Below are 17,681 nucleotides of genomic sequence, written 5' to 3'. Positions count from 1 at the left end.
GAAATATAGAATTTAGATGCAGAATAACCGTTTATTATTATTTTAGATAATGTTATAGAACCTTTCTTATTCTATTAGTTTAGCCATTCCTCTTTTTAAGATCAAAATCAATTCATTTTTGTTTTCATGAGTAGATTCTTGCTGCATATACACCATTTGATTTAGCATATTAATAGCCATTTGATCAAAATTATATTTTTTATACTGTTTTCCTAATTTAACAAAATTATTAGTTAGATTAGTTATGGCTTCCTCATTATCACTTTCAGCAATCCATTTAAAGGCTTCAGTATAAATTTGTTGTGTTCTAGCATTTTCTGTTAAAAACATTCCATTTAAAACTTGATTTGCTATAAATGGCAAGTTAGATTTATCTTTTTCTTGTATAAAAATACTTGTTATAGCATCTGCTAAGCTTTCTTTAATTGTTTCGTCTAATGTTTTGATTTTATTTAACGTAGTTTCCTTATCTATTTGATATAATGATTTTAATGAACTTCCTATAATAGCATAAGATTCACTTTGTAAACCTTTTTCAAATAACGGCTTATAAATTGGATCTATTAGTTTCCCTAAAACACCTATTGCTGCAGCTCTAACTAATGTTTTTTCATCGTTTTGAGCCATTTTTTCAACCTTTGTTATTATATCTTTCTTATTATACTTTTGAAATAAATCCAAATTATCTAAGGCAATTACTCTAATTTCGTAATATGAATCTTCAAAAGCTTTAACAACAGTATTTAAAGCTGTTTTATTATCTCTTTGATGTTTTACAATTTCTTCTAAAGCTAACTTTCTATCTACATAATGTGTTGTATTATTAAACTGAAAAATATATTCGTCTAACGACTTACTTTCAGTAAATTCAGCTAAAAGCACGTGCTCAGGATCTATATTAATTAAGCTAGGTTGCTTATTATATGGAAATGTAAATGAACTTTGTTTGCCGTCTACCCAGACATTATGTGTTGCTTTGGTAGTACCTTCATAAATATCTATAGTTAACGGAAATGTAAAGGCTTTTTCTTGCTGATTAATATTTACGGTTACTGTATTGTTTATTGTATTGTAATCGTAAGACAGTGCTGCTTTTATATGTCCGCTTCCATAATACCATTGATTAAAAAACCAATTTAAATCTTTACCACTTACTTCTTCTAAAGCTAAACGCAGTTCATGTGCTTCAGCAGTTCCAAATTTATGATCGTTTAAATATTTAGACAGACCTGCAAAAAAAGCGTCATCACCTAAAATATTACGCAACATATGAAGAATGGCATTTCCTTTGTGATAGCTTACAGTATCAAACATATCTTCTTTATCGTGATAATGAAAACGTACTAAAATTTTATTTTCACTTTCACTTTGTAAATACGTTTGTATTTCATTATACATATGTGCAGCTGCCCTATCTTTTCCGTATTTATGCTCAAACCATAAATAAACACTGTAGGTAGCAAAAGATTCGTTTACCGTTAAATTTGCCCAACTTTCTGTAGTAACTAAATCGCCGAACCAATGATGAAATAATTCATGTGCAATTGTGCCTTCCCATATATTTTCATCAACTAATTGTCCTTTTTTTTGTTGTGCATCTTCTGCGTGTACAACAGCTGTGGTATTTTCCATTGCTCCACTTACATAATCTCTAACCACAATTTGACTGTATTTATCCCAAGGATAAGGGATTCCAGTTAAATCTGAGAAAAAAGTTAACATTTCTGGAGTCATTCCAAAAATAGCATCAGCAACATCTTCATATTCATGTTCTACATAATAATCAACTTTTTTACCATTCCAAGTATCATTTACAATACTGAAATCACCAACGCCCATAAAAAACAAATATGGAGCATGTTTTTGATTCATTTTCCAATAATCTGTTCTGGTACCATCATTATTTTCTTCTTGAGATTGTAAAGTTCCGTTAGAAAGTGTTACAAATTTACTTGGAACAGTTATATAAATTTCTTGTGAAGTTTTTTGATTTGGGGTATCTATAGTTGGAAACCAACAACTACTCGATTCTGTTTCTCCTTGTGTCCAAATTTGTGTAGGTTTTTCAGGATCTGTATCTAAAGGATCTATAAAATAAAGTCCTTTAGCATCTGTTATATTTAAACTTCCTTTTTGTTTAACTTCCTCAGGCTTGGCTATATAATTTACATAAATTATATATTTTTCGCCTTTATTATAGGTTTTATCTAAATCTATAGTTAACTCATTATCAGAATAGTTAAAAGTAGTTATATTATCATTTACTTTAACTTGATTTATCTTGAATGATTTTGCATCTAAAGTTACTTTATTTGTTGGATAAAAGTGTGGTGTTAAGGTTATCCATGCTTCACCATTTAATTGACTTTTTTTTAAATTAAAATCAACTTTTAATTTAGTATGTACTAAGTTATTGACCTTAGTTCTTTCTGGTTGATAAGGATTGTCTTGTGCTTTTACCGCAAAGGTTAAAAATAAAATAAATAGTATCGCAATATTCTTCATATTCAAAAACGAATTTTAAAGCTCCAAAAATACTATTTTTTAAGTTTTTAGAAGTTAATAGATAGTTAAAAAGCCATACTTTATTCAAGTATGGCTTTATTATTATAATTTTCTAGTAATTTATTTTAAACCGCTAATCAATCCGCCAAGTTGTTTTAATTGTTGCGAATCTCCATCTAGTTTAATTTCTTGAGCTATTTTAATAATTTCACTAGGGTTCATGTTTTCACCAATAACTCTAATTATTGCAAAACCTTTATTATTATCAGAACCAAAAACAACAACTTCATCTATAGCATCTTCTTCACCCAAATAATTAACACTTACATTTCCTTTACCCATATTTACACGCATAAGTTGTTTATATTTTGGGTTTTTAAGAATTGATTTAACTTTTACTTTTTCTGAAGTATATAAAGCTTCATTAGTATCTGTTAATTGTAGGGCTAAAAAATTCACTTTTTTAATTGTTTCCAACGTTCTTTTTACATCATCAGAAACAGTATCATCTTTTAATTGTAAAATATTTGCTGGTAAATCTACCGATATAAAAGCATCGTTCTCTTTACTATCAACATAATACTTTTGTAAAGTTGGTGAATTATCACAAGAAATAAGTGTGGATATTACAATAAAAACTGCTCCTAAAAATTTTATACTTGATTTCATAAACATTTTTTTATTGTTTTTTTAATTGTTTACCACTACCAGGAACATGAGTTTCTGTAAGTTCAGATATTTTATTTAAATCTATATCTCCTGTTAATGAAAGTATTACAGACTCAGCTTTTATTGGGCTGTCAGAATTATTGGTATATTTTCCAGCACCGCTAACAAACATAAGCAACTCACTTACATGGTCTTCATCTTTTCCTTGACGTACATAAATTTTAACATTTGATTCTTCATCTTTTACTCTCATTAATTCAATTAATTTTGAACTTTTTAAGTATTTAGAAACTATAGTATTCATTTCGCTAGCAATTGATTGGTTTTCTGTTGAAAAAACTCTAAAAGACGACAAACCTTTTACCATGTCAAAATATTCTTGACCTTCTTCTCCTCCGCCTTTAAATTTTGCGAGCATTCTAAAAGCTTCTTTATTTACGATAACTGAAGAAACATCATCCATTTCTTCAAATTTATCAAATATTGAATTTTGAGCATAAGTTCCAAAAGATATTAAGGTAACTACTGCTAATATTATTAATTTTTTCATTTTCTACTTTTTTGGTTGTTTAAAAATTTTGTTTTTTGTGTCTTCAAAATGTTGCAACTGTAGAATTGCTTCATTTCCTTTGTTTAAATTTGCTGCCAACATACCAAAAGCCATTCTGGTTTCTGCGTATATTTTTTCAGCCTTTTTTTGTTGATTACTTTGGTAACCAGTGTAAACACTAACTAATAAAACTATTGAAGCTGCTACAGATAACCATTTCCAATTCGTCTTTTTTCGTTTTAATTGGATGGTTTTTGTAAATCGTTCATTTTTACTAGTTGAAAAATAACCGAACATCGCTTGATATTCTTCTAAATGTGGCGCCACATTATTACCTGAGAAATAAGTTTTTAACTCTTTTTCTTCTGCAATAGTAGTTTCTGCATCTAAATATTTTTCCAACAACTTTTCTATGTTAGCTAATTCCATATTTATGTTGTTTTGTTAATTGTTCTCTAATTGTTTTTCTTGCTCTTGATAATGTTACTCTTACTGCTGTTGGTTGTAAATCCAACATTTTTGCTATTTCATCAAATTCATATTGTTCTATATCTCTTAACTGTATTATTAATTTTTGTTGTTCTGGTAAATTTTCTATTAATTTATGAACCAAACTTACACTATCATTAAGTTCCATACGCCTTTCTAATGGAGTATCTTTTTCTTGATAATTGCTATGAATTAACTTTAAATTACTTGCTTGCTTTGACTTTAATCTGTCAAAACAATAATTTTTTGTCATTGTCATTGCAAATGCTTCAACACTTTTATAATCTTGTAATTTAGATCTATTTCTCCATAACTTAAAATATAGCTCTTGTGTTGCATCCTCAGCCTCTTCAGTAGATACAAGTAGTCTTTTAGCTACTCTAAATACTTTATCTTTAAAAGGCATTACAGTTTTTAAAAACTCTGACTGCTTCATTTTAAGTTTGGTTTAAATATTTTTTTTGGTGTTGTTACAATTATGACGAACATATATCGTTATTGTTACACTTTGATTTAATTTTTGTAATTAAATTAATATCTTGCGACAAAATTTAAAACAAAATAATATATAAACAAACTAAATTAAAATTCACCATTCATATTAATGATGAATTTAAAGAGTCGTTTTAAAAAAAAATAATTTACATAAATATGAATAAAATAAATTCTTTTATAGCAATATTACTAATTTCAAGTATTGCTTTTGTTAGTTGTAATAAAGATGATGATGATATATCTAATAACTTTATTGATACAACTAAAATTGATAATCAAGTCAATCATTTTGTTTGGAAAGCAATGAACTCTTGGTATAATTGGCAACCAAATGTAACTAATTTAGCCGATACTAAAGATGATGATTTTGATGCTTATTACGATTATTTGAATAGTTATTCAACTCCTGAAAGTCTTTTTGAAACTTTATTATATAATAAAGGAACAACAGATAGATTTTCTTGGTTTATTGAAGATTATAATGAGCAAGGAGCTTCATTTAGAGGTGTAAATGATGCCTATGGTTTTGAGTTTGATTTAACAAGATTATGTAGTGATTGTGATGAAGTACTTGGTTATGTTACTTATGTTGTACCTAATTCACCAGCATCAGATGCGGGTATGCAACGTGGTGATTTTTTCTATAAATTTGATGGAGTTGAACTAACGATTGACAATTATGGTGTAGTAAATAATTTTTATGATGGTGAAATAACATCTATATCGTTAGCGTTTAATACCTTAGAAAATGGTGTTATTACTCCAAATAATATTGAAAAAACCTTAGTAATTAGAGAAGTTGTAGAAAATCCAGTATTATATTCAGATGTAATAACTAACGATGCCGGAACTAAAATTGGATATTTAGTATATAATGGTTTTAAATATACTTTTCACGAAGAATTAAATAACGTTTTTGCTGATTTTAAAGCTGAAGGTATTCAAGAGTTAGTTTTAGACCTTCGCTACAACGGTGGTGGTTCCGTTTTAACATCTGCTTATTTAGCAAGTATGATTTATGGTGCTGCTTCTGAAAATGACGTCTTTGCTAAATTAATATACAATTCAAAACATACTGATGAAGGTGGTTATTATCCATTTTTTAATTCAGCTTATGTGTATGATAAAGAAGGTGATTATACTAATGATGTAACTATAAACAGATTAAATTCACTTACAAAACTATATGTAATAACTTCTGGAAGTACTGCTTCTGCAAGTGAAATGATAATTAATGGTCTTTCACCATACATGTCTGTTGTAAAAATTGGAACAACTACCTATGGTAAAAATGTGGGTTCTATTACCTTATATGACTCTCCAGATTTTGGTGAAGATGGTGCTAGTACTTCTCATACTAATGCATTACAACCTATTGTATTTCAAATATATAATAAGTTAGATGAAAGTGATTATACACAAGGTTTTACACCTGATTATGAAGTTCTTGAATATGCATCGCAAATAAAACCTTTTGGAAATGTTGAAGAACCCTTGTTAAAAACTGCTTTAGATCTTATTTCTGGAGTAAGTTCTAAATCTAATTTAGCTAGTAAAAACCTATTTAAAACAGGAGAAACAATATTTAACTCTTTAGATAAAAAGAAATATAGTAAAGAAATGTATATTATTCCTCAAGAATAACATTTTTTTAAAATCAAGTATAGAGGCTGTTTGGAATTTTCAAGCAGCCTCTTTTTAATTAAATATTCTATAAAGTTTAATAGTTAATTGTATAGTATTATTACGAAGTCTATTTTTGTATAACTAAAAACATTAAAGAGTTGGAAAAATTTATTGAATTATTGACTTATACAATTCCTGCAATTGTAACCGGAGCTGTTGCTTATTATTTTTTTATGAATCATACCGATTTTGAACAACAACGTTTAAAATTGTCATTATTAAAAGAAAATCAAAAAGCTGCATTGCCAATAAAACTACAAGCTTACGAGAGAATGACATTATACTTAGAACGTATAAACCCCTCAAAATTATTACTTAGAATTACTTCTATAAACAACGATAAAGAAGCCTATGTGTTAAGTTTAATTAATACTATAGAACAGGAATTTGAACACAATCTATCACAGCAAATTTATATTTCAGAAAAATGTTGGAGCATTATTATTACTTCAAAAAATGCTACAATACAACTTATAAAACAAACTGAGTTAAATGAAGATGTAAAAACAGCACAAGATTTGAGAGAAGCTGTTTTAAAAAAAATGTTAGAAAATACTCCGCCTTCAACAACCGCTTTAGCTTTTATTAAAGATGAAGTAAAAAGTATTATTTAAGTATTTACAAAGTGCTTTAAATTCAAAAAAAAATGGTAATAACTTGAATACATCAAGCTATTACCATTTTAAATTATACCAATAAATTTATTAATTAAAGTAAATTTTTGAAGCGGCAATTGGTGCTTTAAAAGATTGAATTAAACCTTTTGTAGCTATATCATAAATTAATAAATCACCTTCACTTGCAAAATCTCCAGCATCAACCACAAATAAATTAGCTCCATTAATTGCTAATCCATAATTTGAACCAGCAGAAGTTTGTAAATAAGCACTAGTTGGTAATGTAGTTGAATTTTGTTCTACTTTATAAATAGAATTGTAAATACTATAATATAAATTTCCACTATCATCTTTATCTAATAAAGTTGGGTGTGTTCCCTCAGGAAAATCTAATTGAGAAATTATTGTATTTGTTGATGTATTAATTTTCAAGATACTTCCAATAGTATTTTCTTTAACTGTCCAATCTGGATTATAAACTGTTTTTCCTTCACATAAAACAACTAAGTTTCCAGAATTATCAATAAATAATTCATCTGGATTGTCATTTACAGTTATTTCTGTTACTCCATTTGTTGCGATATCAATAACAGATATTATATTGTTGCTTCCGTTTCCTCCTTTATGAGAAACATATAATTTTCCATTATTTTCAATTATTCTTTCCACTCCAATTGATAATGAAATTGTACTTGTAACTTCAAATGTGTTTAAATCTACAATTGCAACATAATCATCATCAATATCTGCTCCGTAAGATCCTTCAGCCCAATTAGTAACATAACCTTTATCACCAACAATAGCCATATATCTTGGCTTTTTTAAACCTGTAGTAATAACCCCTACTTTTTCAAAAGTATATCTATTTACTACTGTTATTGTATTTTGATTATCAACAATTAAATACGCATAGTTTTCATCAAAAGAAATTGATTGTAAATAATTGCTTAATTCTTCATTATTTACTGTTTTATAAATTAAGCTTTCTGTAGTGGTAAAGTCGTTAGATACATAATAAACAGATCCTGAGCTTCCTCCTTCACCACTTACAATAATCCCATTTTCATAATCACCTTTTGGCAATTGAGGTTCATCATCTTCATCCTCACACGATACAAATATTATGCTTAGTATAAATAAGCTAAGTAAAAATTTACTGATTTTCATAATTTAAAATTTATAGTTTATGTTTATATTAAAATTTCTGTTAGGCATTGGTCTACTAGGTAAAACTTCGTATAGTTTATTAAATACATTGTTTACTTTTACTCCAAAGCTTAAATTTTTATTTTCTTTTTGAAATAATTTATAGCCTGCACCAATATTTCCAACATTATAATATGTTAAGATATAATTGTCTGAATTATCGGTTGTTGTATAAACTTCACCATTAAATAAATGCTGGTAAAACATATTAATTCTTTTATACGTATAGCTAAAACTAGCATTCGCCAAATGCTTAGGTACATAGGTTAAATACTTATCTGTACTTTTATCTTTGGCAATTGTATAGCTATAGTTTAGATTGAAATTAAAAAGATGTTTATTAACTTTTTTATTTAAAGCAAGCGTAAATTCTACACCTTTATTAACTGCTTCATCAACATTAATTGGTGTCCAAATGCCTGGTCTTTCAGGATCTCCACCTGGAGTCCAAACAATTTTATCTTTAGAATCTATATAATACACTCCTAAATCTAACTTAATTTCATTGGTTTTATAGCCTATTCCAAATTCACCTTGTATAGAAGATTCTGGAATTAAATCTAAATTACCCAATGCTGGCCAATACAAATCATTATACGTTGGAACTCTATAATTTTTAGACCCATTGAATCTAATAAATGTATTTTTCAAGGGTTTTAATTCTGCACCTAAAGCAAAAATAAAAGGCACATTATAATCTGAATTAAAATCTTTTCGAACCTTGGCATTTATTGAGCCAATGTTTTCAATATGTTGTGTATAAATAAGTGATTGTGAAAATTGCTTTCTATTTTTTTCTTCAATCTCATCTGTTTTACCAAGAACAGATTCTAGTTCAGAAAAGGTTTCAATACTTGAATTTGGGGTTATTTTATAGTTGAAATTATACTTTAACAAGTATCTTTTCGACTTTCCGAAGTTATAAGCATCATAATTTTTATCAGCAAAATATCTATACTCTTGCGTTAAATAAGCAAATTTAACAGCATGGGTAAATTCATTTTTATGATAACTATATTCTAATAAGTTTCTAAAATTATAATCTTTATATTTTTCTTTAGCTGCTGAAGGATTTGGAAGTGTTCCAGAAAACTCACGATTACCATTGTATTTAGTAGAATATACACTCAATTTACTGAAATCATTGAATTTATAGGCAATACCTAAACTAAAACTTAAGTTATTATAAGCTCCATTTTCATTTTTTAATCCGTCTGTTTCTAACCATTTGTAGTCATTTTCAGATTGATTATAAGAAACTCCAATTTTAGCAGCTACTTTAGCTGTTCCATAAGAAAACTTGTATAAATTATTGTAGGTATTAAAACTACCTACTGAAGAAACTAATTGATTGGTTAAATGCTTTCCAAAACGTAATTGATCATTTAAATGAACCGTTCCTCCAATAGCTCCAGAACCAAATTCTATACTTCCTCCTCCGCTTCTAACATTTATATTATCAACTAAATTTACATTTAAAGCATTAAATCCCGTTTGTCCATTGTTAATTGAGTTTATATTAATCCCATTCCAAATAACTGCGGTGTTAGAAGCACTTGTTCCTCTAAAACTAGCTGAACTGGTTCCACCAGCACCATATTCTTTAATATAAATGGGTGTATTAAATCTCAATAATGTTGAAAAACTTTCTGTATTTTTAATAATTACAGAATCTGATAGAGTTAAAACTTTATATCCTTTAGAGTGCTTTTGTAATATTACAGTATTTAAATTTACAACCTTTAAATGCTGAATACTATCTTGCTGAGCAAAAGAATTGCTACTAATTAAAAAAATAATACATAGAAGGATATATCTCATCATAATTACCTTTCTCCCGAAAGTTTTAATTAATCTGATTTTGGCAGGTCTCCTGGCTTGCGTATTGTTATTTACCTTCCCGTTTGTATAACAGTGGTTTAAGTTTAATAACAATCATCGAATAATCGACTAAGCTTACAGTTGCGGGAACAGCGTTGGACTTTAACCAACTTCCCTTTTAACTCGTTTTATATTATATATTCGAGTACCATAATCAGCTGCGAAAATAATTAATTAAGTTTAATTAGTATCATATTTTTATTAAAATATTACATTTGCCAAAATTTTAATCTATGATTTACTATATAACTGGTGGAGAACGATCTGGCAAAAGTAGCTATGCCCAAAAATTAGCTGAAAGCTTAAGTAATACTCCTTATTATTTGGCAACATCAAGAATTTGGGACAAAGATTTTGAAAAAAGAGTTGAACGCCATAAAAATGATAGAGATGAACGTTGGACAACCATAGAAGAGGAAACAATAATTTCTGAAGTAATTCCTGAAAATAGTGTTATAGTTATAGATTGCGTTACTCTTTGGCTTACAAATTTATATTTTGATTCAGAAAACAACGTAGAAAAAGCATTAGAATTGGCTTCAATTGAAATTGAAAAATTAGCTAAAATAAATGCTGAAATAATAATAATTTCTAATGAAATTGGAATGGGTGTTCACGCTCAAACACATATTGCAAGAAAATTTACAGAATTACAAGGTTGGACTAACCAACGCATTGCAAATAAAGCAGATAAAGCCATTTTTATGGTTTCAGGATTACCTCTTACGTTAAAATAAACAACTTTGTATGAAAACATTTAGCATCACTCCTACCAATAAAGATTTTCTTAAGGAAATAGCACATAAAATAGATCATAAAACAAAGCCATTAGGATCGTTAGGAACCTTAGAAATTATAGCTCAAAAATTATGTTTAATTCAAAATACTTTATCTCCTAAGTTAAGTAAACCTACAATGCTTGTTTTTGCTGGAGATCACGGTATTGTTAACAGTTATCCCGTAAGCTCTTGTCCACAAGAAGTAACACCGCAAATGGTATTTAACTTTTTACAAGGTGGTGCAGGAATCAATGTTTTTTGCAAACAACACGGTTTTGATTTAAGTGTAATTGATGCAGGTGTAAATTTTGATTTTGACAATTATGATGTTTTAATTAACGCTAAAATTGCAAAAGGAACTAGAGATTATTCTGTAGAACCAGCAATGACAAAAGAGCAATGTGAAAAAGCAATAGATGTTGCTGCTGAAATTGTTGCCGAAAAACACGCTAATGGTAGTAATGTAATTTCATTTGGTGAAATGGGAATTGGAAATACTTCTTCTGCTTCTTTATTAATGAGTGCTATTACAAAACAATCTATAGAAACTTGTATTGGTGTTGGAGCCGGTTTAACCGATGAGGGTTTAGCTAATAAAATTGATATTTTAACTAAGGTTCAAAAATTTCATGGTGTTAGTGAAAATCCACTGGAAAATTTACAAAATTTTGGCGGTTTTGAAGTTGCTATGATGACTGGAGCTATGTTAAAAGCTGCGGAGTTAAAAATGACCTTACTTATTGATGGTTTTATTGCTACTTCTGCCCTATTAGTAGCACAAGAAATTAATAAAAATGTATTGGATTACTGCTTATATTCTCACGTTTCAAACGAACAAGGACATATTAAAATGTTAGAATTTTTAAATGCTACACCAATTTTACATTTAGGTTTACGTTTAGGTGAAGGAACTGGTGCTGCGGTTGCATATCCTATTATTCAATCTGCGGAACTTTTTATAAATCAAATGGCTAGCTTTGAAAGTGCTGGTGTAGTTAATCCTACGGCGTAATTTATTATGAAAAAAGAACTCGATATATTTTTTACAGCTATTATGTTTTTTACACGAATTCCGTGTCCAAAATGGATAGATCATTCTCCAGAAATTTTGAATAAAAGCACAAAATACTTTTCTCTAATAGGTATTATTGTTGGTTGTTTTGGAGCCTTAATTTATTGGGGATTTTCGTTTCTTTTTCCTCAAACCATTGCAATTATTGCTAGTATGGTTGCTACTATTTGGTTAACAGGAGCTTTTCACGAAGATGGATTTGCAGATGTTTGTGATGGTTTTGGAGGTGGTTGGACCAAGGAAAAAATACTAACTATAATGAAAGATTCTAGGTTAGGCACCTATGGCACAATTGGTTTAGTTAGTATGTTAGTGTTTAAATTTACAGGCTTAAATTATCAACCAAATCAATTAATAATTACGATAGTTGCAGGTCATAGTATTAGTAGGTTTATTTCAGCTATTTTGTTGTATTTATATCCTTATGTTAGAGATGATATTACAAGTAAGGCAAAACCTATGGGACACGCTCAAAAATTTTCAATAGTTATTTGGAATGGCTTAATAGCACTAATTCCTTTGTTTTTTTATAACACTTATTGGATATTTTTAACTTTAATTCCTCCTTTTATTTCAATGTTGCTTTTAGGACGATTTTTTAAAAAATGGATTGGTGGTCAAACTGGAGATTGTGCAGGAGCAACACAACAAGTGGCAGAAGTTATATTTTATTTAAGTGTATTAGTACTATGGAAATTTATTTAATTAGGCATACAACGCCAAAAATTGAAAAAGGAATTTGCTATGGTCAAGCAGATTTAAATGTTGCTGATTCTTTTGAAGAAGAATTAAAGATTATTTTAAAATCCATTACTTTTGATGAAAATACAGTAGTTTATTCAAGTCCGTTAAAAAGATGTATAAAACTAGCTTCTAAATTTTCTAATAATGTTTTAACAGACAAACGATTAATGGAGTTAAATTTTGGAGATTGGGAACTTTTAAAATGGGATGATTTACCAAAAGAAGCATCTAATATTTGGATGAATAATTTTGTAACAGTCTCAACACCAAATGGTGAAGCCTATATAGATTTAGCTAAAAGAGCGAATGAATTATTTACCGAAATCTCGTCATTATCCGCAAAAAAAATAATTATTGTCACCCACGCAGGTGTTATAAGAAGTATTCTTTCAAAAATTAAGAATATTCATTTAAAAGATTCTTTTGATATAAAAGTTGAATATGGACAACTATTTAAAATCATAAAACAAAATAATACCTTTACCATACTTTAAAAACTAAATTTATGAATATATTTAAAAGCATTTTCTTTATACTTTTAACCTTTTTTTTAGTCGTTTCTTGTAATTCAAAAACTTCAAATAAAGTTGAAGAAGTAAAAGCTATTTCAAGTGTTAAATACGCTAAAGGCTTTGATATTATTAAAACAGAAACTGAAACCAAATTAATAATTAAAACTCCTTATCCTGGAGCAACTGAAGAAACTACTTACACAATTGTTACTGAAGATTCTTCTATAAAAAACGCCATTAAAGTTCCATTAAATTCTATTGTAGTTACCAGTTCTACACATATACCTGCTTTAGAATTGTTAGGTGTTGAAAATAAATTAGTAGGTTTTCCAAATACAGATTTTATTTCTTCTAAAAAAACTAGACAATTAATAGATACTAATTTAGTTAAAGAATTAGGGCACCCAGATAATATTAATACAGAAACATTATTAGATTTAAATCCAGATTTACTTATAGGATTTGCCATAAATAGTAACAATAAAATGTTTAAAACCATTGAGAAACTTGGAATTAAAGTAGCTTTTAATGGAGACTGGCTGGAAGAAACACCTATAGGAAGAGCCGAATGGATTAAATTATTTGGTATTTTATTTAACAAAGAAAAAAAAGCGGATAGTATTTTTAACCATATTAGAACTAATTATTTAACCGCTAAATCAATTGCTAAAAAATCTAAAGAAATACCTTCCATAATTTGTGGTGGATTATATAAAGATGTTTGGTATTCACCTGCGGGGAATAGTTTTGAAGCCACATTTTTAAAAGATGCAAACACCAATTATATATGGAAAGATTCCAAAGGAAAAGGAAGTTTATCATTAAATATTGAAAATATTTATGAAAAAGGAAAAGATGCCGATATTTGGTTATCACCTGGTTTTTATAAAACATTAAAAGACCTTGAAGAAAACAATATAGTTGGTTCAAAAATGAAAGCTTTTAAAAATAAATCAGTATTTTCTTACAATAATACTACTGGTGCAAAAGGTGGTGTTTGGTATTTTGAACTTTCACCTGTAAGACCCGATTTGGTTTTAAAAGATTTAATAAAAATTGCACATCCAGAGTTGTTGCCAGATTATAATTTTACATTTTATAAAAAGTTAAATTAATTAATACATTATGAAAAAACTTCGACCAAAATCTAATATTGATGAACTTTGCTATCCGTATATTTACGAAGATTCTTTATTATGTGATTATGAAATTTTAACCGATGCTTTAACCAGAACTGTTGGATGGGCTATTAATGATTTAGGTGTTTTAAGAAAACAATATTCAGAAAATATTGAGTTAAAACAGTTAGAAAAAGAATTAAAATGGTTGTTACCCTTATGCTTTCATTTAAATGGATCCATTAGAGGAAAACTTGCAATTACAGAGGAAGATCATCAACAACTTTTAGAAAATTACCGAAATTTTAAAACTATTACAGCAGAATCCATATCTGGTTTTGTTTTACCTGGTGGAGTTTCACCTGTTGGCATTTTAAACAAATGTTCGTCTATGTGTAAACAAGCCATTAGATTAATGGTGAAAATTCATAATGAAGAACAAAAAGAAGTAGCAGAAATATTACCAAAATTTGCAAATTTATTATGTAATTATTTTTTTACTGCCACTGTTTTAATAAATCAAGTAACAGGTTTTAAAGAAACTCCTTTTGTAAGTAAAAGTTATAGATAACCTCCTATTTTTAGAGGTTTTAATGAATAGAATTCTATTAATGTTATTGTTATTTAAAACAATGTTATTTGATCAGGATCGTCATCATCTATCTTTTTTTTAGGTGGAATTATTTTTGGCTTCTTTTTATTTTTATCCACTATAGATTTTTTAACTTCTGAAACTTCTACATCAATGGGTAAACTATCAACAACTTCCTCTTCTACTAATTCAACTTCATCTACAACAGGAGCTTCATATGGTAAAGGGTCTAGCATGTTAATTGTTTTAATTTTATCTGTAGTTAGCTGATTACCTTGTGCTTTAATTCCTTTTACAGCAATAAATTCTTCTAAATTTACTTCTATATTATCTAAACTACGTTTTGAAAATATAATTTCAGCCATAGGTCTATAATCCGTTGAAACAATTTCTAAATGTGATTTTTGATGTTCAGATATAAAAATTTCTTCTTTATTTGGATTGTCAATCATAAAGCGTTTTATATAATAACGCTCTTTTTCTCCATCGAAATAAATTGCTGAAATTGGTTTTTCTGGAATCCATTTTTCAAGAACAATAATATCTGATTCAAAATGTGTAGTAAGTTCTGGTTTTATAGTTTTTACAACTCCTTTTTGACTGATTATCAACAACCTATCTTCACCTTTAAATTCACCTAAAAGTTCTCCTCTATCATCTACATTTAAACGCTGTACAGTTTCGTCGAACCATATTTTACGTGGTTTTAAAGTAGATACACCTTCAGATTTTAATTCAATTTTTTTAATAGCATATTTTGTAACTGTATTTCCTTTAACTCCTCTTCCTTTAATTGCTAAATCGGAAAAATCAATATCCCATTTTAATTTTTTTATACTTCCAACAGCGCGTAAATTAATAGTAACTGTTTCTGCTTCACCATTAGGGTTTGCAGTAAAATATTGTATTATTGAAGCTTTTGTACCTGCTGTTAAATTATATTCTTTATCACGCGTTACACTTGTAACATTAAATCGTTTCATATAGCTAGGACCACTTCTACCGTCTCTATAAATCATATTATAAACAGTGCGTTTATCCTTCTTTTTAAATATGGCAATATGAATAATATCTTTTCCAACAAAAGTTTTTGTATCTACTTTTGTAACCATCATAACGCCATCTCTTCTAAAAATAATAACATCATCTATATCGGCGCAATCAGTTACATACTCATCTCTTTTTAATGAAGTACCTACAAAACCTTCTTCTCTATTAACATATAATTTTGTATTACGCATTACAACTTTTGTAGCAACTATATCATCAAATAAACGGATTTCAGTTTTACGTTCTTTTCCTTTTCCGTATTTGGCTTTCAGGTTTTTAAAATAATCAATTGCATAGTCTATTAAATTTTCTAAATGATGTTTTACTTCTGCAATTTTATCTTCTAAACTTTCAATAAATTGTTTTGCTTTATCTATATCAAATTTTGATATTTTTTTAATCCTTATTTCAGTCAATCGAACAATATCGTCTTCTGTTATTGCTCGTCTTAAATGTTTTATATAAGGTTTTAAACCTTCATCAATTGCTTTAATAACACCTTTCCAAGTTGTTTCTTCTTCAATATCTCGGTAAATTCTATTTTCAATAAAAATGCGTTCTAGTGATGCAAAGTGCCACTGTTCTTCCAATTCATTTAACTGGATTTCTAGTTCTTGTTTTAATAAACTTACTGTATGATCTGTAGATAATCTTAAAATATCTGACACACCAATAAATACCGGTTTATCATTTTCTATTACACAACATAATGGCGAAATTGAATTTTCACAGTTTGTAAATGCAAATAATGCGTCAATGGTTTTATCTGGCGAAATACCATTAGGCAAATGCACTAATATCTCAACATTTGCAGCAGTATTATCTTCAATTTGCTTAATTTTTATTGTTCCTTTATCATTAGCTTTTAAAATTGATTCAATTAAACTAGATGTGGTTGTTCCATAAGGAATTTCAGTTATTACTAAGGTTTTTTTATCGAGTTGCGATATTTTTGCTCTAGATCTAATTTTCCCTCCTCTTTTCCCATCATTATAATTAGAAACATCTGCAACACCTCCTGTTAAAAAATCTGGAACAAGCGTAAATCTCTTTCCTTTTAAGTGTTTTATAGAAGCATCAATTAATTCATTAAAATTATGTGGCAAAATTTTTGTTGAAAGTCCAACTGCAATTCCTTCAGCACCTTGCGCTAAAAGCATTGGGAATTTTACAGGTAAATCTATGGGTTCTTTTCTCCTACCATCATAAGAAGCTTGCCATTGTGTGGTTTTTGGATTAAAAACTACATCTAGAGCAAATTTAGACAAACGCGCTTCAATATATCTAGATGCTGCTGCACGGTCACCAGTTAAAATATTACCCCAGTTTCCTTGCATATCTATTAGCAAATCCTTCTGACCAATTTGTACCATGGCATCTGCAATAGACGCATCTCCGTGCGGATGGTACTGCATTGTATGTCCAACAATATTTGCAACTTTATTATAACGTCCATCGTCCAAATCTTTCATAGAATGCATAATTCTACGTTGTACGGGTTTAAAGCCATCTCTAATTCCTGGAACAGCACGTTCTAAAATTACATAAGATGCATAATCTAAAAACCAATCTTTATACATACCCGTTACCTTAGTAATGGTTTCTTGGTTTCCAAATTCTTCTTTTATTGGTTCGTTATTATCTTCTTGCATTATTTTTTAATAATATAAAGTAATTGGTATCTAATATTTAATTATAAATTATAGTTCAAAATTT

General features: G+C 28.4%; 16 protein-coding genes and 1 riboswitch. Of the genes, 8 read left to right on the top strand and 8 right to left on the bottom strand.

Annotation, left to right across the window (positions count from 1 at the left end; all coding sequences use genetic code 11):
• Positions 1–66: 66 nt before the first annotated feature.
• From MHL31_RS02750 to MHL31_RS02730, 5 genes are all read right to left on the bottom strand, one after another.
• Positions 67–2,505, bottom strand: a complete 2,439-nt coding sequence (locus MHL31_RS02750) for a M1 family metallopeptidase (protein ID WP_240227554.1) — start codon at positions 2,503–2,505, stop codon at positions 67–69.
• 120 nt (positions 2,506–2,625) lie between these two features.
• The gene (locus tag MHL31_RS02745) at positions 2,626–3,174 is read right to left on the bottom strand and encodes a DUF4252 domain-containing protein (protein WP_240227553.1); all 549 of its coding nucleotides are present in this window, start codon (positions 3,172–3,174) and stop codon (positions 2,626–2,628) included.
• Positions 3,175–3,184: 10 nt separating this feature from the next.
• The gene (locus MHL31_RS02740; RefSeq protein WP_240227552.1) at positions 3,185–3,724 is read right to left on the bottom strand and encodes a DUF4252 domain-containing protein; all 540 of its coding nucleotides are present in this window, start codon (positions 3,722–3,724) and stop codon (positions 3,185–3,187) included.
• 3 nt (positions 3,725–3,727) lie between these two features.
• The gene (locus MHL31_RS02735; RefSeq protein ID WP_240227551.1) at positions 3,728–4,153 is read right to left on the bottom strand and encodes a hypothetical protein; all 426 of its coding nucleotides are present in this window, start codon (positions 4,151–4,153) and stop codon (positions 3,728–3,730) included.
• Positions 4,140–4,649 carry an RNA polymerase sigma factor gene (locus tag MHL31_RS02730; RefSeq protein WP_240227550.1) on the bottom strand — a complete coding sequence of 170 codons (510 nt, stop codon included), beginning with the start codon at positions 4,647–4,649 and terminating at the stop codon, positions 4,140–4,142. Before MHL31_RS02730 ends, MHL31_RS02735 begins: the two co-directional genes overlap by 14 nt.
• Positions 4,650–4,864: 215 nt before the next feature.
• Here MHL31_RS02730 and MHL31_RS02725 point away from each other — a divergent pair, with 215 nt between their 5' ends.
• Together MHL31_RS02725 and MHL31_RS02720 are read left to right on the top strand one after the other, a co-directional pair.
• On the top strand, positions 4,865–6,352 hold the full coding sequence (locus tag MHL31_RS02725) for a S41 family peptidase (RefSeq protein WP_240227549.1): 1,488 nt from the start codon (positions 4,865–4,867) through the stop codon (positions 6,350–6,352).
• A 140-nt stretch (positions 6,353–6,492) separates the two neighbouring features.
• Positions 6,493–7,008 carry a hypothetical protein gene (locus MHL31_RS02720; protein WP_240227548.1) on the top strand — a complete coding sequence of 172 codons (516 nt, stop codon included), beginning with the start codon at positions 6,493–6,495 and terminating at the stop codon, positions 7,006–7,008.
• Between the two features lie 90 nt (positions 7,009–7,098).
• Here the strand turns inward: MHL31_RS02720 and MHL31_RS02715 are convergent, their stop codons facing one another.
• Both MHL31_RS02715 and MHL31_RS02710 read right to left on the bottom strand, forming a co-directional pair.
• The gene (locus tag MHL31_RS02715; RefSeq protein ID WP_240227547.1) at positions 7,099–8,178 is read right to left on the bottom strand and encodes a YncE family protein; all 1,080 of its coding nucleotides are present in this window, start codon (positions 8,176–8,178) and stop codon (positions 7,099–7,101) included.
• 3 nt (positions 8,179–8,181) lie between these two features.
• Entirely contained in the window at positions 8,182–10,041 is a 1,860-nt protein-coding gene (locus MHL31_RS02710; protein WP_240227546.1) for a TonB-dependent siderophore receptor, read from the bottom strand.
• Positions 10,042–10,062: 21 nt separating this feature from the next.
• Positions 10,063–10,266, bottom strand: a riboswitch (cobalamin riboswitch).
• 65 nt (positions 10,267–10,331) lie between these two features.
• Between MHL31_RS02710 and MHL31_RS02705 the strand changes: the two genes are divergently transcribed.
• The 6 genes from MHL31_RS02705 to MHL31_RS02680 are packed head-to-tail and all read left to right on the top strand — an operon-like array spanning position 10,332 to position 14,894.
• Positions 10,332–10,835, top strand: a complete 504-nt coding sequence (locus MHL31_RS02705) for a bifunctional adenosylcobinamide kinase/adenosylcobinamide-phosphate guanylyltransferase (RefSeq protein ID WP_240227545.1) — start codon at positions 10,332–10,334, stop codon at positions 10,833–10,835.
• Positions 10,836–10,845: 10 nt separating this feature from the next.
• Positions 10,846–11,889, top strand: a complete 1,044-nt coding sequence (gene cobT / locus MHL31_RS02700) for a nicotinate-nucleotide--dimethylbenzimidazole phosphoribosyltransferase (protein ID WP_240227544.1) — start codon at positions 10,846–10,848, stop codon at positions 11,887–11,889.
• A 6-nt stretch (positions 11,890–11,895) separates the two neighbouring features.
• Positions 11,896–12,654 carry an adenosylcobinamide-GDP ribazoletransferase gene (locus tag MHL31_RS02695; RefSeq protein WP_240227543.1) on the top strand — a complete coding sequence of 253 codons (759 nt, stop codon included), beginning with the start codon at positions 11,896–11,898 and terminating at the stop codon, positions 12,652–12,654.
• Entirely contained in the window at positions 12,639–13,187 is a 549-nt protein-coding gene (cobC, locus tag MHL31_RS02690; RefSeq protein ID WP_240227542.1) for an alpha-ribazole phosphatase family protein, read from the top strand. Before MHL31_RS02695 ends, cobC begins: the two co-directional genes overlap by 16 nt.
• 11 nt (positions 13,188–13,198) lie before the next feature.
• A complete protein-coding gene (locus tag MHL31_RS02685) occupies positions 13,199–14,320 on the top strand; it encodes an ABC transporter substrate-binding protein (protein ID WP_240227541.1) in 1,122 nt (373 codons plus the stop codon).
• Positions 14,321–14,330: 10 nt separating this feature from the next.
• Positions 14,331–14,894 carry an ATP:cob(I)alamin adenosyltransferase gene (locus MHL31_RS02680; protein WP_240227540.1) on the top strand — a complete coding sequence of 188 codons (564 nt, stop codon included), beginning with the start codon at positions 14,331–14,333 and terminating at the stop codon, positions 14,892–14,894.
• Between the two features lie 53 nt (positions 14,895–14,947).
• On the opposite strand, the gene MHL31_RS02675 is transcribed toward MHL31_RS02680, so the two are convergent.
• A complete protein-coding gene (locus MHL31_RS02675; protein WP_240227539.1) occupies positions 14,948–17,617 on the bottom strand; it encodes a DNA gyrase/topoisomerase IV subunit A in 2,670 nt (889 codons plus the stop codon).
• Between the last annotated feature and the right edge of the window lie 64 nt (positions 17,618–17,681).

This window comes from Lutibacter sp. A80, from assembly GCF_022429645.1.
In the GTDB taxonomy this organism is placed as follows: domain Bacteria; phylum Bacteroidota; class Bacteroidia; order Flavobacteriales; family Flavobacteriaceae; genus Lutibacter.
This window is presented reverse-complemented; position numbering and strand designations above follow the sequence as displayed.

Coding starts and splice junctions, on each gene's coding strand:
- MHL31_RS02750 (WP_240227554.1), bottom strand. CDS start 2,505: ATGAAGAATATTGCGATACTATTTATTTTATTTTTAACCTTTGCGGTA.
- MHL31_RS02745 (WP_240227553.1), bottom strand. CDS start 3,174: ATGAAATCAAGTATAAAATTTTTAGGAGCAGTTTTTATTGTAATATCC.
- MHL31_RS02740 (WP_240227552.1), bottom strand. CDS start 3,724: ATGAAAAAATTAATAATATTAGCAGTAGTTACCTTAATATCTTTTGGA.
- MHL31_RS02735 (WP_240227551.1), bottom strand. CDS start 4,153: ATGGAATTAGCTAACATAGAAAAGTTGTTGGAAAAATATTTAGATGCA.
- MHL31_RS02730 (WP_240227550.1), bottom strand. CDS start 4,649: ATGAAGCAGTCAGAGTTTTTAAAAACTGTAATGCCTTTTAAAGATAAA.
- MHL31_RS02725 (WP_240227549.1), top strand. CDS start 4,865: ATGAATAAAATAAATTCTTTTATAGCAATATTACTAATTTCAAGTATT.
- MHL31_RS02715 (WP_240227547.1), bottom strand. CDS start 8,178: ATGAAAATCAGTAAATTTTTACTTAGCTTATTTATACTAAGCATAATA.
- MHL31_RS02710 (WP_240227546.1), bottom strand. CDS start 10,041: ATGATGAGATATATCCTTCTATGTATTATTTTTTTAATTAGTAGCAAT.
- MHL31_RS02705 (WP_240227545.1), top strand. CDS start 10,332: ATGATTTACTATATAACTGGTGGAGAACGATCTGGCAAAAGTAGCTAT.
- cobT (WP_240227544.1), top strand. CDS start 10,846: ATGAAAACATTTAGCATCACTCCTACCAATAAAGATTTTCTTAAGGAA.
- MHL31_RS02695 (WP_240227543.1), top strand. CDS start 11,896: ATGAAAAAAGAACTCGATATATTTTTTACAGCTATTATGTTTTTTACA.
- cobC (WP_240227542.1), top strand. CDS start 12,639: ATGGAAATTTATTTAATTAGGCATACAACGCCAAAAATTGAAAAAGGA.
- MHL31_RS02685 (WP_240227541.1), top strand. CDS start 13,199: ATGAATATATTTAAAAGCATTTTCTTTATACTTTTAACCTTTTTTTTA.
- MHL31_RS02680 (WP_240227540.1), top strand. CDS start 14,331: ATGAAAAAACTTCGACCAAAATCTAATATTGATGAACTTTGCTATCCG.
- MHL31_RS02675 (WP_240227539.1), bottom strand. CDS start 17,617: ATGCAAGAAGATAATAACGAACCAATAAAAGAAGAATTTGGAAACCAA.